Source organism: Ensifer sp. EB106-05-01-XG146, assembly GCF_058791875.1.
In genome coordinates, this window is sequence record NZ_JBYTDX010000001.1 from 1,004,554 (window position 1) to 1,018,254 (window position 13,701).

The 13,701-nt window shown below is 62.3% G+C and carries 17 protein-coding genes; 6 read left to right on the forward strand and 11 right to left on the reverse strand.

The genetic code is table 11. From position 1 onward, the window contains the following. Positions 1–5: 5 nt before the first annotated feature. The 3 genes from AC3WVQ_RS04820 to AC3WVQ_RS04830 all read right to left on the reverse strand — a co-directional run bounded on the left by AC3WVQ_RS04820 (position 6) and on the right by AC3WVQ_RS04830 (position 2,389). On the reverse strand, positions 6–1,250 hold the full coding sequence (locus tag AC3WVQ_RS04820) for a GNAT family N-acetyltransferase (protein WP_090294546.1): 1,245 nt from the start codon (positions 1,248–1,250) through the stop codon (positions 6–8). A gap of 152 nt (positions 1,251–1,402) precedes the next feature. After that, entirely contained in the window at positions 1,403–2,143 is a 741-nt protein-coding gene (locus AC3WVQ_RS04825; RefSeq protein ID WP_110818455.1) for a metallophosphoesterase family protein, read from the reverse strand. 33 nt (positions 2,144–2,176) lie between these two features. Next, positions 2,177–2,389, reverse strand: a complete 213-nt coding sequence (locus AC3WVQ_RS04830; RefSeq protein WP_034804246.1) for a DUF2842 domain-containing protein — start codon at positions 2,387–2,389, stop codon at positions 2,177–2,179. 173 nt (positions 2,390–2,562) lie between these two features. Here AC3WVQ_RS04830 and AC3WVQ_RS04835 point away from each other — a divergent pair, with 173 nt between their 5' ends. Beyond that, the gene (locus AC3WVQ_RS04835; RefSeq protein WP_110818454.1) at positions 2,563–3,666 is read left to right on the forward strand and encodes a COX15/CtaA family protein; all 1,104 of its coding nucleotides are present in this window, start codon (positions 2,563–2,565) and stop codon (positions 3,664–3,666) included. Between the two features lie 76 nt (positions 3,667–3,742). On the opposite strand, the gene argC is transcribed toward AC3WVQ_RS04835, so the two are convergent. The 3 genes from argC to AC3WVQ_RS04850 all read right to left on the reverse strand — a co-directional run bounded on the left by argC (position 3,743) and on the right by AC3WVQ_RS04850 (position 6,702). Continuing rightward, positions 3,743–4,675 (reverse strand): N-acetyl-gamma-glutamyl-phosphate reductase, encoded by a 933-nt coding sequence (argC, locus tag AC3WVQ_RS04840; protein ID WP_060522178.1) that lies wholly within the window; start codon positions 4,673–4,675, stop codon positions 3,743–3,745. Positions 4,676–4,820: 145 nt separating this feature from the next. After that, the gene (gene speB / locus AC3WVQ_RS04845) at positions 4,821–5,783 is read right to left on the reverse strand and encodes an agmatinase (RefSeq protein ID WP_110818453.1); all 963 of its coding nucleotides are present in this window, start codon (positions 5,781–5,783) and stop codon (positions 4,821–4,823) included. A 127-nt stretch (positions 5,784–5,910) separates the two neighbouring features. Next, positions 5,911–6,702, reverse strand: a complete 792-nt coding sequence (locus tag AC3WVQ_RS04850) for a phenylalanine 4-monooxygenase (RefSeq protein ID WP_090294540.1) — start codon at positions 6,700–6,702, stop codon at positions 5,911–5,913. Between the two features lie 113 nt (positions 6,703–6,815). Here AC3WVQ_RS04850 and AC3WVQ_RS04855 point away from each other — a divergent pair, with 113 nt between their 5' ends. After that, entirely contained in the window at positions 6,816–7,289 is a 474-nt protein-coding gene (locus AC3WVQ_RS04855) for an Lrp/AsnC family transcriptional regulator (RefSeq protein ID WP_060522181.1), read from the forward strand. Positions 7,290–7,325: 36 nt separating this feature from the next. On the opposite strand, the gene AC3WVQ_RS04860 is transcribed toward AC3WVQ_RS04855, so the two are convergent. The 4 genes from AC3WVQ_RS04860 to AC3WVQ_RS04875 form a co-directional block, all read right to left on the reverse strand. Further along, a complete protein-coding gene (locus AC3WVQ_RS04860) occupies positions 7,326–7,664 on the reverse strand; it encodes an antibiotic biosynthesis monooxygenase family protein (RefSeq protein WP_060580878.1) in 339 nt (112 codons plus the stop codon). A gap of 102 nt (positions 7,665–7,766) precedes the next feature. After that, positions 7,767–8,234 (reverse strand): 30S ribosomal protein S9, encoded by a 468-nt coding sequence (rpsI, locus tag AC3WVQ_RS04865; RefSeq protein WP_034803667.1) that lies wholly within the window; start codon positions 8,232–8,234, stop codon positions 7,767–7,769. Between the two features lie 2 nt (positions 8,235–8,236). Then, a complete protein-coding gene (gene rplM / locus AC3WVQ_RS04870) occupies positions 8,237–8,701 on the reverse strand; it encodes a 50S ribosomal protein L13 (protein ID WP_057252379.1) in 465 nt (154 codons plus the stop codon). A gap of 225 nt (positions 8,702–8,926) precedes the next feature. After that, a complete protein-coding gene (locus AC3WVQ_RS04875) occupies positions 8,927–9,358 on the reverse strand; it encodes a PaaI family thioesterase (RefSeq protein WP_034803663.1) in 432 nt (143 codons plus the stop codon). Positions 9,359–9,525: 167 nt separating this feature from the next. Here AC3WVQ_RS04875 and AC3WVQ_RS04880 point away from each other — a divergent pair, with 167 nt between their 5' ends. After that, positions 9,526–10,347 (forward strand): enoyl-CoA hydratase, encoded by an 822-nt coding sequence (locus AC3WVQ_RS04880; RefSeq protein ID WP_090294797.1) that lies wholly within the window; start codon positions 9,526–9,528, stop codon positions 10,345–10,347. 3 nt (positions 10,348–10,350) lie between these two features. On the opposite strand, the gene AC3WVQ_RS04885 is transcribed toward AC3WVQ_RS04880, so the two are convergent. Continuing rightward, a complete protein-coding gene (locus AC3WVQ_RS04885; protein ID WP_492382918.1) occupies positions 10,351–11,187 on the reverse strand; it encodes an EamA family transporter in 837 nt (278 codons plus the stop codon). Between the two features lie 186 nt (positions 11,188–11,373). Between AC3WVQ_RS04885 and AC3WVQ_RS04890 the strand changes: the two genes are divergently transcribed. The 3 genes from AC3WVQ_RS04890 (at position 11,374) to AC3WVQ_RS04900 (ending at position 13,685) form a co-directional block, all read left to right on the forward strand. Further along, positions 11,374–11,802: a CoA-binding protein gene (locus AC3WVQ_RS04890; RefSeq protein WP_090294539.1), complete on the forward strand. Its 429-nt coding sequence runs from the start codon at positions 11,374–11,376 to the stop codon at positions 11,800–11,802. A gap of 204 nt (positions 11,803–12,006) precedes the next feature. Beyond that, positions 12,007–13,290 (forward strand): O-acetylhomoserine aminocarboxypropyltransferase, encoded by a 1,284-nt coding sequence (locus AC3WVQ_RS04895; RefSeq protein WP_060580876.1) that lies wholly within the window; start codon positions 12,007–12,009, stop codon positions 13,288–13,290. 50 nt (positions 13,291–13,340) lie between these two features. Next, positions 13,341–13,685: a cupin domain-containing protein gene (locus AC3WVQ_RS04900; RefSeq protein ID WP_090294538.1), complete on the forward strand. Its 345-nt coding sequence runs from the start codon at positions 13,341–13,343 to the stop codon at positions 13,683–13,685. Positions 13,686–13,701: the final 16 nt, after the last annotated feature.

Here is a 13,701-nt window from a genome sequence, read left to right on the forward strand (position 1 = left end):
GGTTATCAGTCGGCGCTGCTGTCGAAGGTCTTGTCTTGCCTGTGCCGTCGCGTGCGCTGGATGCGGGCATAAACGGCCCGGTTCGCCTTGATCGCCCTTTTTGCCCTCACGACGAGGTGATGCCGCAGGCCTGCGAGCCGGCCGGCGAACGTCACCGGCAACACGATGTCGCGCAGCGGTGTCTCGATCGTGCACCAGGAGCGTTTGTAGGGCTGGTCGCCGACGCCGAAATCGAACAGGCGCACGCCTTCCCCCGATAGGCGCTCGATCATGCGGTAAAACAGCAATTCACCCGGGCTGGCATCGCCGGCCAAACCTTCGTCGATCGACCCGAACTGGCAGATCACGTGATCTGCCTTGCGGGAAAGTCCGGCGACGGCGACGATGCGGCCGTCGTTTTCGCCCCGCAGGCGGATGGCATTGAGTTCCATGAGTTGAACGTCGTCGCCCATACGGGCGGCGAGCGCATGGAAAAACGCCTGCGTTTCCTTGTCCTGGAAGACATCGGGAAGGCCGAGCGCAGCAAAACGCGTCGCCTTCTGCCGAAAGAAGGTATCAAGCAGCGCGTGGGCCTCGTCACCCGTACGCGCGACCACATAGTCGTAGCCGCCCATTTCAGCCAGCCGTCGCTCGGAAATGCGCATCTTCTTGCGCCGCCGCTTGGCGTTGAGCTGGGCCAGTGTCGGTTGAATGCCACCGAGAAGGGGAAGCTGAAACGACGGGTTGGGATTGGCAACGCCCGAAAGCAGGGCGAAGGGGCTGGGGGCGCCGCGCCAGTCGCTCGGTAGACGATCGAGCATGACGATGTCGGCAAGGCCGCGCAGTGCGCCACAGATGGCGCGGGCAAGCGCGTCGGCAAGCGCGGGCGTGCTGATGATCGCCGCGGCGTTGGGGGCAAAGAGCCCGGTGTTGAGGTTGCTATGCTCGGTTCCGATCAGCTTTGCCGTTCGAAACAAGCGTCCGCGCGCCACTTCCAGCGGCAGGACGAGCAGGAGTTCGCCATCGAAGGTAACGCGCAGAAGGGCCAGGTCGCTGACATGGGTCGCAGCCCAGGCGCTGCACCATTGATAGGCATGATGCAGCGAGTTCTCAGGAAGACCGTCGAGCAGGCGCCACTCGGATTCGAGCGCCTCCATATTGCGGTGAAGCGAGATTTCGAAGCGGCCGGCGGCATCGGTCGGATCTGCACGCAAGGACGCGTGCGCGCGGCGGTCGCCGGAGCCGTCCATGGTGAGTTCCGAGTTCGTCATCGCAGGTGCCGTCCGGTCCTTGTTGCGGAGAGATTGAACCTCAAGCCCGCTACGATCGCTTTAATTCGGGAATACTTATGAAGCCGATTGGGAATAACCGGCGAACGCGGTTAGCAAAGCGTGAAGCGAGGAATGTGAAGCGCGCGCAAATTTCAATCGAGAAAGCCGGTGGCCAACGCCTTTGCCCATTCCATGCGGTTGCGGCTGGCCGCAAGCTGGGACATTGCCATCCAGTCATAGGGGACATTGCGGAAGGTGACGTGCCACCCCGAGGCCGATTTCTCGATGATCGCGTAGCGGGCGTCCGGGGAGCCCGCTTCGACCTTGTGCGGCACCGGTTGGTCGTCGTCATACCCGGGGCAGCCGACGCTGCCGGGATTGACGACGAGGCGGCCGTCGGAAAGCCGCACGGCGCGCTGGATATGGGTGTGGCCGCACAGGATAACCGGATAGTCGACGCCGGCTGCTTTCGCTTCGATGGCCGAATGCTGCGCCATGTGGACGGTGCCATCGGCCGTCAGGGCCTCCAGCCAGTAGGTCTCGTCATCGGTCGGCGTCGCATGGCACAGGAAGAACGCTTCCTCGTGGACGTGTGCGACGGGCAGGGTCGCCAGCCATTCGCGGTGCTGCGGCTGCGATTGATCATAGGCCGCGCGATCAGATTGCCCCATTTCATGCGGATCCATGGTCAAAAGATAGCGATCGTGATTGCCTCGGATCGAAAGGATCGCCCGTTTGATGAGGATGTCGGCCGTGCGTGCGGCATTGAGGGGGCCGCTCAGATGGTCGCCAAGATTGACGATATCGGTGATCCCTTGCGCATCGATGTCGGCGAGCACCGCTTCGAGCGCAAGATCGTTGCCGTGGATGTCAGCGATAACTGCAAGTCGCATGGGCGTCCCTCCGAATGGCTACCGGATTGAGGATCAACGATCCTTCGCGGGCTTTTCCATCCATTTGATGATCAGCATGGCCGGCAATATCCAGAGCAGGCCGGTGAAGAAGAAGTAGGCCAGATGCACGTACCAGGGGGCAGCGCCGAGCAGCAGCGAGGCGAAGGTGACGGCGGCCAGCGCATAGACGACGACGAGGATGATGATCAGGATCGTGCCGATCAGCTTTCTGAGGCGTACGGGCATTTCATATCTTTCACATGGGCAAATGCGCGCGGAGCGGCCGCGACCGCATGCCGCAAAGGTTTCGGCCTTGTTTTGCATGCCGCTCTGGTGCAAATCAACGGCTTTCCTGAAGGTGCGACCGTTGATCCGTCCGGTTGCACCGCCGACAACCCTGCGACACCAGAGGGAACATGATGGCCGGCGTCGAAATGGCGACTGAACAAATGCTTCGAAACGAGATCGGCAGGACCGACCGCAACCGCCGGCAGATCCGCGGCTGGCTGGCAGTCGTGCTGTTCACCCTCTTTGCCCTGGTGCTCGTCGGCGGCGCGACGCGGCTTACCGAATCGGGCCTCTCCATCACCGAGTGGAAGCCGATCCATGGCGTGATCCCGCCGCTGACGGTCGCCGAGTGGGAAGAGGAATTCCAGCTTTACCAGCGCATTCCGCAGTATCAGCAGATGAACAGCAGCATGACGGTCGACGAGTTCAAGACGATCTTCTGGTGGGAATGGGCGCACCGTCTGCTTGCCCGCACCATCGGCCTGATCTTCGCGTTGCCGCTTGCCTATTTCTGGTTCACCGGAAAGGTCGAGCGCAAGCTGCGCATGCCGCTGCTCGGTATCCTTGCGCTTGGCGGTTTCCAGGGGTTCATCGGGTGGTGGATGGTTTCATCGGGCCTCGTGGAGCGCACCGAGGTCAGCCAGTACCGGCTTGCGACGCATCTCGTCATCGCCTGTCTGATCTTTGCCGCCTGTATGTGGATCTTCCGCGGGCTGAGCGCGCATTCAAATGACACGGCGCCCACCGACCGTTCGCGCAAGATGGCGGCGATCATCGCCATCTTCAGTCTGTTCCAGATCTATCTCGGCGCGCTCGTCGCCGGTCTCGATGCGGGCTTCAGCTACAACACCTGGCCGCTGATGGATGGCGCGATCATCCCGCAGGACCTGTTCCTGCAGCAGCCCTGGTGGATCAACCTGTTCGAGAACCCGAAGACGGTCCAGTTCGTCCACCGCATTGGCGCCTATGTGCTCTTTGCCTTCGCAGTGATGCACATGATTGCCTCGCTGCGGGCCGCACCCGAAACCACCCATGCGCGCCGCGCCGTGCTCCTGTTCCTGCTCGTCTCGGTGCAGGCGGTGATCGGCATTACCACGCTGGTGCTGCAGGTGCCGGTCGGCTGGGGCGTGGCGCACCAGGGTGGCGCGCTTGTGGTGCTTGGCTTTGCCATCGCCCACTGGCGCGGTTTCTACGGCGAGTACCCGCGGCCGACGGCGATCGAACTACGCGACTGACGCCGGACGAGCTCCGGAAAAAGAAAGACCCCGGCGAGCGGCTCGCCGGGGTCTTTTGTTTTGAGCTCCGTGCTGATCAGGCCGACAGCATCAGGTCCATGTTCTGGACCGCCGCGCCCGAAGCGCCCTTGCCGAGATTGTCGAGCAGGGCGACGAGGTTCACATGGTTGCCGCCAGGGGTGCCGAAGACGAAAAGCTTCATCGTGTCCTTGCCGGCAAGCTCGGTGGCGTCGATGCGGCCGAGCTTTTCACTCTCCTGGAGCGGCACGACCTCGACGATCGACTGGCCGGCATAATGCGCGACGATTGCAGCATGGATCGTCTCCAGCGTCGTGCCGGCGGCGAGGTCTTCGAGATAGAGCGGCACCTGGACGATCATGCCCTGTGCGAACTTGCCGACCGAGGGCGCAAAGACCGGTGCGCGGTCGAGCAGCCCGTGCATCTTCATCTCGGGCACATGCTTGTGCTTGAGCGTCAGGCCGTAGAGGAAGTGCGGTGCGCTGATGTGATCCGCATTGGTCTCGTCTTCCATCTGCGCGATCATCTGCTTGCCGCCGCCCGTGTAGCCGGAGACCGCGTTGACCGTCACCGGATAGCCGTCCGGCAGGATGCCGGCCTGGCGCAGCGGCCGGATCACGCCGATCGCGCCGGTCGGATAGCAACCGGGATTGGCGACGCAACGGGCGCTGCGGATCTTCTCCGGTTGCGCCTTGTCCATTTCGGCAAAGCCATAGGCCCAGTCGGGCGCAATGCGATGCGCGGTCGACGTGTCGATGATGCGGACCTTGTTGTTGCCCGAGACCATCGAAACCGCCTCGCGCGAGGCGTCGTCCGGCAGGCAGAGGATGGCGATGTCTGCTTCGTTCAGAAGATCTTCTCGCATCGCGGCGTTGCGTCGTTCCGCTTCCGGAATGGAAAGCAGTTCGAGATCGCTACGGCCGGCCATGCGCGTGCGGATCTGCAGGCCCGTGGTGCCGTGTTCGCCATCGATGAAGATCTTCGGTTTCATGATTTTCCCGTTCTGCCAGACAGTTAGAAGCCGTTCCGGAATCATTCTGGCATAGAATTGAATCAATTTCTCAACGGGCCGGCGGAACGCCGCCAAACCCACCTGTTCCTATATAAGCAGCGGCCAATCCTCGCAACGGCAGCGCTCAGCGAAGCGGCGCACGCTCGGCAAGCTTCTCCGCATGCAGGCCCAGCATATACATCGCGACCGTCGCACCGGCGATTGCGGTGACGTCGGCATGGTCGTAGGCTGGCGCCACTTCGACGACGTCGCTGCCGACCACCGTCAGCGCCCCGAGCTTGCGCAGCACCGAAAGGATCTTGGCGCTCGACGGGCCGCCGGCGACCGGGGTGCCGGTGCCGGGCGCATAGGCCGGGTCGAGGCAGTCGATATCAAAGGTCAGATAGGCCTTGCGCTCGCCAACCTGCCTTATGATCGTCTCGGCGATCTCGGCAGCGCTCATCTCTTCGACGTCGTAGCCATAGAGAATGCGGATGCCGCAATCCTCAGGCGCGCGCGTGCGGATGCCGATCTGGATCGAGGCATCTGTATCGATCAGGCCCTCGCGCGCCGCACGGCCGACAAAGGAGCCATGGTCGATGCGACCGCGTTCATCCGGCCAGGTATCCTGGTGGGCGTCGAACTGTACGAGGGCGAGGGGGCCGTGCAGAGCCGCCTGCGCCTTCAGGATCGGGTAGGTGACGAAGTGGTCGCCGCCGAGCGTCTGCAGATAGGCGCCACTCCTGATGATCTTAGTCGCTTCGCGTTCGATCGTTGCCGGCGTCTTCGAATGATTGCCATAGTCGAGGAGGCAGTCGCCATAGTCGACCGTCGCCATCTCCGCGAAGAGATCGCGGTCGAACGGGTACTGCGGATCGTTGTCGAAGATTGCCGAGGCGCGGCGGATCGCCTGCGGCCCGAAGCGCGCGCCGGGGCGGTTCGAAGTGGCGGCGTCGAAGGGAATGCCCCAGACGACGGCATCGACACCCTTCAACTGCTTCGAATATTTGCGGCGCATGAAGGAGAGAATGCCGGCATGGGTCGGATCGGACGCCGCCGATGTGAGTGAGCGCGCCGTCAGCGCATGATCGATCGTCCTGTTCGCCATATCCCGCCTCTGCCTCGGAGCCGGAAAGCGCGCATCCTCTGCGCGCATCCCGCTCAAACCTGTGGTGGCGGAAGGTTGGACAATCGTTGCCGGCAAGGCAAGGCCCTGCCGGCCGTTTCTTGGGCGATTACGAGGCCTTGGCTTCGTAGGTCGGGGCGAAATCGCCAAGCGCCTTGGCTTCGGTGATGCGCGCGGCGATATCCTCTTCGATGATCGTTTCCAGCTGGGCGAAACTGTCGATCACGTAATAGATCGGCTGGACGATATCGATGCGATAGGGCGTGCGCAGCACGGTCATCAAGTCGAACGGGCGGAACTCGACGCCTGGGGTCCCCATCGCGTTGCGTGTCTCGTTGGGCGAAGACACGATGCCGGCGCCATAGCAGCGGCGGCCCTTCGACGTGTTGATCAGCCCGAACTCGACGGTGAACCAGAAGATCCGGAACATGTGCCAGGAATAGCCCTTGCCTAGCGAAACCGCCTTTTCGCCGAAGCGACGGACGAAGTTGGCGTAGCTCTGGTTGGTCAGTAGCGGGCAGTGACCGAAGACCTCGTGGAAGATGTCGGGTTCTTCGATGTAATCGATATGCTCGCGGCGGCGAATGAAGGTCGCCAGCGGAAACTTGCCTTGGGACAGCAGTTCGTAGAAGTGGGACGGCGGAATGAGGGCGGGAACACCTTCGACACCGAAGCCGGTGGTTTCGGCAAGGCGGCGGTTCACGTCCTTCAACTGCGGCACGTGGTCAGGGCCGAGATCGAGCGTCTTGGCTCCCTCGAGGTATTCGTCGCACGCCTTGTCGGCCAGAAGCTTCATCTGCCGCTGGTACAGCTCGCCCCAGATCGCATCTTCTTCCGGGGTATAGTGATAGGTGCCGTCCGGTTCCGGCAGTTTGGCCGTGTAGCTGCTTTCCTTCGTCATGACGTCTCCTCATTCGTCAGATGAACTCTCCTGTTGCAATTGTATCGCGGATGGAGCGAGTATTTGTTCCACAGTTGCCAGGTGGACGCCTGATCGCGGGAGGAAAATTCGAAATGCCTGCTGATGTGAAAGAAAGTCTTCAGCCCGTGCGAAAGCTGCTGCGGCTCATTCAGGCCGATAGCGGCCAGTCGCTCTCCGATCTCGCGGAGAAAGCCGGCATGTCGCAAAGCTCGGCCTGGCGGCGGCTGCAGGAACTGGAGACGGATGGCGTCATTCGCAAGCGCGTGGCGCTGCTCGATCCGGCAAAGCTCGACCTGAAACTCTGCATCATCGCCCATGTGACGCTCGAAGATCATCACGACGAGGCGATTGCCGCCTTTTCCGCCGTCGTGCGCGACCGGCCGGAGATCATGGAGTGCTACGCTCTATCTGGCACATTCGACTACATGCTGAAGATCCGCGCCAATGACGTCGAAAGCTACGATACCTTCATGACGCGCTATCTGATGCGCAATCCCCATGTGCGCACCGTGGTGTCGAGCTTCGTCCTGCGCGAACTCAAGTCGACGACGGAGTTGCCGATTTAGCCCGCTTGCCGGCGGCGACCGTGCGCAGCCGCAGAACTAGGGGCGTTCGAAACCGTATTGGCGCTCGATCTTGCCCACACGAACCTGATAATCCTCGTACCAGCGCTCGCGGCCGAGGCGCTGGGCCGTCAGGTGGCGGACATTGTTTTTCCAGGCCGCGATGCTCTCCTCATCCGCCCAGTAGGAATTGGTTAGGCCGAAGCCGTCGGCGCCGCGCACGCTTTCGAGACCGAGAAAACCCGGCTGCTCGCGCGCAAGTCGCTCCATTTCGTCTCCCATGTTGTCGTAGCCGTGGTCGCCTGCCGTGCGCCGCGAGGCGAACGTGACGATGTAATAGGGCGGCTCTGGGGTCTTGGCGACGGGGGAGCTTGTCATGCTGTGCCTCGAGGGGTCGACGTTGCGGGAAACGGTGCGGCGGATGATAACAAAAAAAGGCGGAGCAAAGCCCCGCCTTTCCAAGTGTCGCAGTTGAAGCGATTAACGCTTCGAGAACTGGAACGAACGACGTGCCTTCGCACGGCCGTACTTCTTACGCTCGACCACGCGGCTGTCGCGGGTGAGGAAGCCACCGCGCTTCAGGACCGAGCGCAGGCCCGGTTCGAAGTAGGTGAGTGCCTTGGAGATGCCGTGACGAACGGCACCGGCCTGGCCGGAAAGACCACCGCCAGCAACGGTCGCGTCGATGTCGAACTGGCCGTCACGGGCAGCAGCGACGATCGGCTGCTGCAGGATCATCTGCAGAACCGGACGGGCGAAGTAAGCCGCGTAGGGCTTGCCGTTGATGGTGATCTTGCCGGTGCCCGGCTTGACCCATACGCGGGCGACAGCGTCCTTACGCTTGCCGGTCGCGTAGGAGCGACCCTGGGCGTCGACCTTCTTGACGTGAACCGGAGCAGCCGGTTCCGCGGTCGTGGCGATTTCCTTGAGAGCGGAAAGGTCAGCCATTATCAGGCGCTCCTTGTGTTCTTGCTGTTCAGCTTGGCGACGTCGAGGACGGCCGGCTGCTGTGCTTCATGCGGGTGGTTGGCGCCTGCGTATACGCGCAGGTTCTTCATCTGGCGACGGCCAAGCGGACCGCGCGGAACCATGCGCTCGACGGCCTTCTCGATGACGCGCTCCGGAAAGCGGCCTTCGATGATCTGGCGCGCGGTGCGCTCCTTGATGCCGCCGGGGTAGCCGGTGTGCCAGTAGTACTTCTTGTCGGTGTACTTCTTGCCCGTCAGAACTGCCTTCTCGGCGTTGATGACGATGACGTTGTCGCCGTCGTCAACATGCGGGGTGAAGGTAGCTTTGTGCTTGCCGCGCAGGCGGTTTGCGATGAGGGAAGCGAGGCGACCAACAACGAGGCCTTCGGCGTCGATGATGATCCACTTCTTCTCCACCTCTGCAGGCTTCTGAACGAAGGTTGCCATATCAAAAATCTTTCTTTGGACCCGAGCGGCGAACCGCTGGGCGTTTCTTGTTGCTTGGTTTTGTCCAGTTTCCCGGGCAAAAGAGAAAGCGGCCCTCAGAGGACCGCGATCTGCGGCAGCTTATACGCAAGTGCGAAACAAGCGTCAAGAACGCGAAATCTGCGACATGGAAATAAAGATAAGCAAAAACAATATGTTATATGTATGGTATTTTGATACCACAAATTATCGCGGCGGAATCGAATAGGTCGCTGTGGCATGCGCAACGAGGTCGTCGTCGCCAACCTTGACGATCGACGCGTCGAGAACGGCGAGCCGCTTGCCGAGTTTGAGGATGCGGCAGGTGCATTCGAGCGGTTCCGGCTCGGGCTTGCGCAGGAAGTTGATGTTGAGATTGGTGGTGACGGCAAGCGCAACCGGTCCGATATGGGCGATCAATGCGACATAGGCCGAGACGTCCGCGAGCGCGAAAAGCGTAGGGCCGGAAACCGTGCCGCCTGGCCGGATATGCCGTTCGTTCGGATCGAGCCGCATGGTGGCAAAGCCGGGTCCAACAGCCGTGACATGGAAGACCTTGCCGTCGGTATGGACCTGCGGGAAATCCGTGTCGAGAAATCGGTTGAGGTCGTCGACGGTCATGATCGGCTCGATGGTCATGCATTCTATCCTTCAACATGTCTGTCCGTCACCTGAAACCGGCTGGTGGCCGGACGCAAGGCGGAAAATGGTCGTAGGCGGAATGCGTCACCGGGGTGTGCCTGTCGGCTTGCACGGCACGCGTGGCCGGCGTACCACCAACCAAATTCAAGTTTCAGGAGAAGAAGATGGCCGACGTTGTGTCGTTCAAGAAGGAAGAGCCGAACGGCCTGCTGCTGCGTGAACAGTCTGGATCCGTCTTGCGGTTGACGCTCAACAACCCGCCGGCCAACGTGCTGTCGATCGCCATGATGGAGGCGCTGCACGCCGAGTTCGATGCGGTCGCCACCTCCAAGGACATCAGGGTCGTCGTGCTCGCCGCCACGGGCAAGCTGTTTTCCGCCGGTCACGATCTGAAAGAAATGACTGCGCACCGCGAAGACGACGACCGGGGCAGGGCCTTCTTCGAACGGACGATCCGCCTCTGCGGCGATCTCATGCTGAAAATCACCCGGCTGCCGCAGGCCGTCATCGCCGAGATCGATGGTTTGGCAACGGCAGCTGGCTGCCAGCTCGTCGCAAGCTGTGACCTCGCGATCTGCACCGACAGCTCCACCTTCTGCACGCCCGGTGTCAATATCGGCCTCTTCTGCTCGACGCCGATGGTCGCGCTCACGCGTGCGGCACATCGCAAGCAGGCGATGGAAATGCTGCTCACCGGCGAGACCATCGACGCTTCGACCGCCAAGGATTTCGGTCTCGTCAACCGCATCGTACCGCAGCAGTACCTGCGCCAGGTGGTCGACAAATACGCAGCAGTCATTGCCTCGAAGTCGCCACAGGCGCTGAAGATCGGCAAGGAGGCCTTCTATCGCCAGGCGGAGATGGACCTGCCAGAGGCCTACGATTATGCCGTCGGCGTCATGGTCGAGAACATGCTCGCGCGTGATGCCGAGGACGGTATCGGCGCATTCCTCGGCAAGCGCATGCCGGAATGGAAGGAAGACTGACGCTCAGGCAAGCTTCAGGAGCAGGGCGCCGAGCGCGATGACGCAGGCCGCTGCGATGCGCCAGACGCTGACCGGTTCCTTGAGGAACACGACCGAGATCACCACGGCAAAGAGGATCGAGGTCTCGCGGAGTGCCGCGACGGTTGCAACCGGCGCCTTGGTCATCGCCCAGAGCGCCAGGCCATAGGCGCCGATCGAGCCGGCGCCGCCGATGAGGCCCCGCCACCAGTTCTTGTAGACGTGGCGGGCGACCGGCTTGATGCCGCGCCGGGCAAAGGCCCAGGTGAAAAGCAGAACCGGCGGCAGCAGCGCCATCCACAGCGTGTAGGAGATCGCATTGCCCGAGACGCGCGCGCCGATGCCGTCGACAAAGGTGTAACTTGCGACGACGCAGGCATTGAGCAGCGCAAGCACGATCGCGTTCTTGCCGCCCTTGCGCGACTCGAAGGCGAGCGTCAGTACCCCGGCAGAGATCGTTAGGATACCGATCATCGTTCCGAAGGTGAGCTTTTCGCCGATCAACGCCCCACTGGTCATCGCGACGATCAACGGCGCCGCTCCGCGCATCAGCGGATAGACAAGGCCGATGTCGCCGGCGCGATAGGATGCGGCGACGAGCTGGAAATAGGCGAACTGGAACAGTGCCGAAACCAGGATGTATGGCCACGCTTCCGGTTTGGGCAACGGCATGAACGGCAGGAAGGGGATGGCGACGGCTGCGGCCCCGAGCGCGATCATCGCAGCGTCGAGCGACTTTTCCGTTCCCGCCTTGACCAACGCATTCCAGGTCGCGTGCAACAACGCCCCGAACAGGACGAGCGCAATGACATCAAGCGGCAAGATTGAAACCTCGGAAACGGTGTAGCGGGCGTTGAGACGCTTGTCGCGCCGCACGGGCGCAAAAGCAACCGGAAAGTCTTGCGGAAGCGGCAATCTTTGGCGGGGGACGAGCGGGCCGCACGGTTGACTTGGCCGGCCTCGCCATCATTATACGACCGTTTAACACGAACGGATCCGAAGCTGCAGATGAACCACGACGCTTACCCGGACTATTATCTCGCAGACATCCTGCGCGAGACCAAGACGATCGCCCTTGTCGGCGCTTCGCCCAATCCTGAGCGTCCGAGCCATCGGGTCATGGCGTTTCTGCTGCGCAAGGGCTATCGGGTGGTCCCGATCAATCCCGGGCATGTCGGCAAGAGCATCCAGGGCCAGGCCGTGGTCGGCCGGCTCGCCGATATCAAGGAGCCGATCGATATGGTCGACGTCTTCCGCGCTGCCGACGCCCTGCCGGCGCTCGTCGACGAGATTCTCGCGTTGGAGACGCTGCCGAAGGCGATCTGGGGCCAGCTCTCCGTGCGCCATGACGGCGCTGCGGCGAAAGCGGAAGCCGCCGGCATCAAGGTGGTCATGGACCGCTGTCCGGCGATCGAGTACCCACGCCTGATCGGCTGATCTCGGGCGGCACATCGCCGGCGGACCATACAACCGTCAGTTCTTGAAAAATCCTCTTTGACCGCATGCGAAGGCTCTGGAATAGTGCCGCGGCTTGCGCGTGCAACTGCGCAGGTTCGATAGCGGTTCACGCGTAGATTCAAGGTGATAGAGCGTCTCCGGCGCGCCGGTTGGCGGCCGCGCTCTGGTCACGGGAGGGACGAAATGACGAAAGACAATCCTGGTTTCAACACGCTCGCAATCCATGCGGGGGCGCAACCTGACCCAACCACGGGTGCACGGGCAACGCCGATCTACCAGACGACGAGCTTCGTCTTCAACGACACCGACCATGCGGCGGCACTCTTCGGTCTCCAGCAGTTCGGCAACATCTATACCCGCATCATGAACCCGACGCAGGCAGTGCTCGAAGAGCGTATTGCCGCGCTCGAAGGCGGCACGGCGGCGCTCGCCGTCGCCTCCGGCCACGCCGCACAGCTCCTCGTCTTCCACACGATCATGAGCCCGGGCGACAATTTCATTGCCGCCAACCGTCTTTATGGTGGCTCGGTCAACCAGTTCGGCCACGCCTTCAAGTCCTTCGACTGGCAGGTCCGCTGGGCCGACCCTGCCGATCCGGCTTCCTTTGAGGCGAAGATCGATCGGCGCACCAAGGCGATCTTCATCGAGAGCCTCGCCAATCCCGGCGGCACCTTCGTTGATATTGCCGCCATCGCCGAGGTTGCGCGCAAGCACGACTTGCCGCTGATCGTCGACAACACCATGGCCACACCTTACCTGTTGCGGCCGCTGGAGCATGGCGCCGATATCGTCGTGCATTCGCTGACGAAGTTCATCGGCGGCCACGGCAACTCCATGGGCGGCGTCATCGTCGATGGCGGTACCTTCGACTGGTCGAAGTCCGGCAAGTATCCGATGCTGTCCGAACCGCGTCCGGAGTATGCCGGCGTCGTGCTGCATCAGACCTTCGGTAACATCGCCTTCGCCATCGCCGCGCGCGTCCTCGGCCTGCGCGACTTCGGTCCGGCGATCTCGCCGTTCAATGCCTTCATGCTGGTGACCGGCTCTGAAACGCTGCCGCTGCGCATGCAGCGCCATTGCGACAACGCACTTGCGGTCGCCAAGTGGCTGAAGACGCACGACAAGATTTCCTGGGTCAACTATGCCGGGCTGGAGGACGACCCGAACCACGCCCTGCAGCAGCGCTATTCGCCGAAGGGCGCCGGTGCCGTCTTCACCTTCGGGCTCAAGGGTGGCTACGAGGCGGGCAAGCGTTTCGTCGAGGGGCTGGAAATGTTCTCGCACCTCGCCAATATCGGCGACACGCGCTCGCTCGTCATTCACCCAGCCTCGACCACGCACCGCCAGCTGACGCCCGAGCAGCAGGTGGCGGCCGGTGCCGGCCCTGACGTCGTGCGCCTGTCGGTCGGCATTGAGGATGTCTCGGACATCATCGCCGATCTCGAACAGTCGTTGGCAAAGCTTTGAAACACTAGCCGCGAAGGGCGCGTCAGCGCGCTCTTCGCAAAGGTGCCAAGATGACGAATATGCAGAAGTTTGACTTGTCCACCGTCGAGGCGGAAATCGGTACGCCGGCGGCCGACCGGCTCATCTCAGGCGCGCCGCAGTTCAAGACCTGGAACCTTGAGGAGGCCGAAGGCGGTCTCTATGCCGGGGTCTGGGAATCGACGCCCGGCAAGTGGCGGATCGTCTACGAGGAGTGGGAATACTTCCACATCCTCTCAGGCTATTCGATCGTCACGCAGGATGGCGGCGAAGCGGCGTATCTGCGCGCCGGCGACAGCATGATCCTGCGGCCCGGCTTTGAGGGCACCTGGGAGGTCGTGGAGACGACCCGCAAGGACTATGTCATCCGTCTGTGATCGCCGGGGCACCGGA

Coding starts and splice junctions, on each gene's coding strand:
- AC3WVQ_RS04820 (WP_090294546.1), bottom strand. CDS start 1,250: ATGACGAACTCGGAACTCACCATGGACGGCTCCGGCGACCGCCGCGCG.
- AC3WVQ_RS04825 (WP_110818455.1), bottom strand. CDS start 2,143: ATGCGACTTGCAGTTATCGCTGACATCCACGGCAACGATCTTGCGCTC.
- AC3WVQ_RS04830 (WP_034804246.1), bottom strand. CDS start 2,389: ATGCCCGTACGCCTCAGAAAGCTGATCGGCACGATCCTGATCATCATC.
- AC3WVQ_RS04835 (WP_110818454.1), top strand. CDS start 2,563: ATGGCCGGCGTCGAAATGGCGACTGAACAAATGCTTCGAAACGAGATC.
- argC (WP_060522178.1), bottom strand. CDS start 4,675: ATGAAACCGAAGATCTTCATCGATGGCGAACACGGCACCACGGGCCTG.
- speB (WP_110818453.1), bottom strand. CDS start 5,783: ATGGCGAACAGGACGATCGATCATGCGCTGACGGCGCGCTCACTCACA.
- AC3WVQ_RS04850 (WP_090294540.1), bottom strand. CDS start 6,702: ATGACGAAGGAAAGCAGCTACACGGCCAAACTGCCGGAACCGGACGGC.
- AC3WVQ_RS04855 (WP_060522181.1), top strand. CDS start 6,816: ATGCCTGCTGATGTGAAAGAAAGTCTTCAGCCCGTGCGAAAGCTGCTG.
- AC3WVQ_RS04860 (WP_060580878.1), bottom strand. CDS start 7,664: ATGACAAGCTCCCCCGTCGCCAAGACCCCAGAGCCGCCCTATTACATC.
- rpsI (WP_034803667.1), bottom strand. CDS start 8,234: ATGGCTGACCTTTCCGCTCTCAAGGAAATCGCCACGACCGCGGAACCG.
- rplM (WP_057252379.1), bottom strand. CDS start 8,701: ATGGCAACCTTCGTTCAGAAGCCTGCAGAGGTGGAGAAGAAGTGGATC.
- AC3WVQ_RS04875 (WP_034803663.1), bottom strand. CDS start 9,358: ATGACCATCGAGCCGATCATGACCGTCGACGACCTCAACCGATTTCTC.
- AC3WVQ_RS04880 (WP_090294797.1), top strand. CDS start 9,526: ATGGCCGACGTTGTGTCGTTCAAGAAGGAAGAGCCGAACGGCCTGCTG.
- AC3WVQ_RS04890 (WP_090294539.1), top strand. CDS start 11,374: ATGAACCACGACGCTTACCCGGACTATTATCTCGCAGACATCCTGCGC.
- AC3WVQ_RS04895 (WP_060580876.1), top strand. CDS start 12,007: ATGACGAAAGACAATCCTGGTTTCAACACGCTCGCAATCCATGCGGGG.
- AC3WVQ_RS04900 (WP_090294538.1), top strand. CDS start 13,341: ATGACGAATATGCAGAAGTTTGACTTGTCCACCGTCGAGGCGGAAATC.